Genomic DNA, 2,286 nt, shown 5'->3' on the forward strand with positions numbered 1-2,286 from the left:
GGCCTCCTCACCGACCGCGATGCTCGACACCACCGAACCCGACTCATCCGTGATCACAACCTCCGACGAAGACACCTCCGCCGCAAAGCTCCCCGACGACGACATACTCGTGATCACCGCACCACCACCAGCACCCGAACCCGGCACATCATCCGCGGGCAGGTCGACCGGCTCCTCAACCACCGGCTCCTCGACGACCGGCTCCTCGACGACCGGATCGATCGACGCCAGGCTCACACTCTTGGCAGACGCGCTCTGCACGTCCTCACCGGAAGGATTGGCCACGTACCTCTTCTTGAACATGCAAGTGGTGTAGGTGACCGTCCGGGCGTTGAGTCTCTCACCGCGCCAACCCGTAGAGGTGTTGGGGCCATTGATCGTGTGCACCTCGGCGGTGTAATCCCTCGCGGTGTCGTTGATGTCGAACGTATACGACGTATCGGTGCCCACGTTCTTTCGTATCGCGACGCTCCCATCGCTGTCACGGCGCGCAATGACCTGGTACTCGTAGTCGTCACCGAGAGGCGTCTTCCCGAGGCTGGCCCAGGAGACCTTCGCGTCGTAGTCGAGCCCAGTCCAGTTCTGGCTGATGTCCTTGCAGCTGGTGGAGGTGACCACCGGGGTCGGAAAGAAGTTCGCGTTCGCACTGAACGTGCTCGCCACGGACGCGGTATCGGTCAACGACGCCGTGGTACCCGCCGCGGTCAGACCGACCGCCGTCAAACCAGCCGCACCGACCGCCATCAACGACCGCGCCGGCAACAACCGGCGGGTCGCGTTCACCGGCACCGCCCCGGCCCCACGCACCGGAGCAGCGTCGATGTCGCTGCCCCCCACCGTGTTCGGCCCGACATCAACGGACTCCGCCACCACAGGCGAGCCGGCGTCGACGCTGCGCCCGGCACCACCCCGGCCCCCGGTGGGCCGGAACGCGATCACCATCAGACTGCCGACCAGCGCACCACCGAGGAAGATCGCCACCGGCGTCGACAGCCATGCCACCGCGTAACCGAGCCCGGGCACACTGAAGAACACCCGGTCGGCCTCGGTCACCGTGTACGGGGACAGGTCCGCGGCCTCGTTCGCATCACCCTTGAGGATCCACACCGAACTGGTCGCGTCGGACGAGACGATCTCCTCGACACGGTGAGTGATCCGGGTGCCCTGCTGGTTGAGGACACTGACCACGTCACCGACGGCGACGTCCGACGCCGACACACTCCGCGAGAGCGCGAGCGAACCGGTCGTGATCTCCGGGGACATCGAACCCGAACGGAACACCAGCGGCTTGATACCGAAGAAGAACGACGCCGCCGCGGCCAGCACACAGATCAGGCCGGCGATCGCCCCCACATTCAGAGCGATCTCACGAACGGACCGCTTACGATCCGACCCCACCGAATTTGCTCGAGTAGTCATGCTGCTCACACCGCCGTCGCGTGGAAGTTGAACGCAACATCTACCGACTTGCCCTCAACACTGTTGTTCGTATCCGCGGTATCCGCCGCGTCCGGATGCAACCTGATCTGGAAGCACACGTACTCGCTCTCCCCCGGCGCCAGCGTCCGCGGCGCATCGAACGCATCCGTCGTGCCGCCCTTCTCCATCCAGGTAACCGGCCCGAGGTCGTTGCCACTGCACCTGTTACCCGACTCGCCGTTCGGCTCACCGTCCTTGAGCACGTACACCATGTACGGAGCCAAGTCCGACGACGACGCCGACGCCGTGATCGTGTAACTCAACGGCGTCGTTCCCGTGTTCTGCACCGGCAACTTCGCGCTCGACCGCTCACCCGGATACAACCCCGACTTCGACCACGCCGTGAACGCATACGCATCCGGATTACCGTCCTGGCCATCGATCTGCAGATCGATCGAACCCGTCGAGAACACACCCGACGTCGCCGTCGCCGTGTCACTCCACGCCGCCGACGTCGCGACCGCGCCCAGACCCAACACGATCCCCAGCGACGCAAGCGCCCGCGGCCTACCCCCCGACATCAACGAACGCACCCGGGCACCGAACCCGGACGGTGAACTCGAAACCTCTTGACGAGACAATGCTGTTGCCCTTCCTGATACGCCCAGTGGAGGCGCCGGCGCGTCAATTCGATACGCGCCAATTCGATACTTGTATGCGGCCGAACTTCATTGGGGGCAGCCGCGGTCGAACCCGAGGGACGCCGGTCGCCGGCCCCGATAGGGCCGGCGACCGACGCACCGAACAGAGATACCCACCCGAAACCGGTTGGGCGATAACGACTAGGAGACGTTCTGCTCCAGCGTG

Annotated in this window: 2 protein-coding genes; both read right to left on the reverse strand. The window is 65.0% G+C overall.

All coding sequences use genetic code 11. From position 1 onward, the window contains the following. The coding region (locus tag EF834_RS18025; protein ID WP_127948653.1) for a signal peptidase I at positions 1 to 1,419 on the reverse strand (1,419 nt) is incomplete at its 3' end. Positions 1,420 to 1,424: 5 nt separating this feature from the next. Next, complete coding sequence (locus tag EF834_RS18030; protein WP_127948655.1) at positions 1,425 to 2,000, reverse strand: SipW-dependent-type signal peptide-containing protein; 576 nt, start codon at positions 1,998 to 2,000, stop codon at positions 1,425 to 1,427. Between the last annotated feature and the right edge of the window lie 286 nt (positions 2,001 to 2,286).

This window comes from Rhodococcus spongiicola, assembly GCF_004011835.1.
GTDB classification, from domain to species: domain Bacteria; phylum Actinomycetota; class Actinomycetes; order Mycobacteriales; family Mycobacteriaceae; genus Prescottella; species Prescottella spongiicola.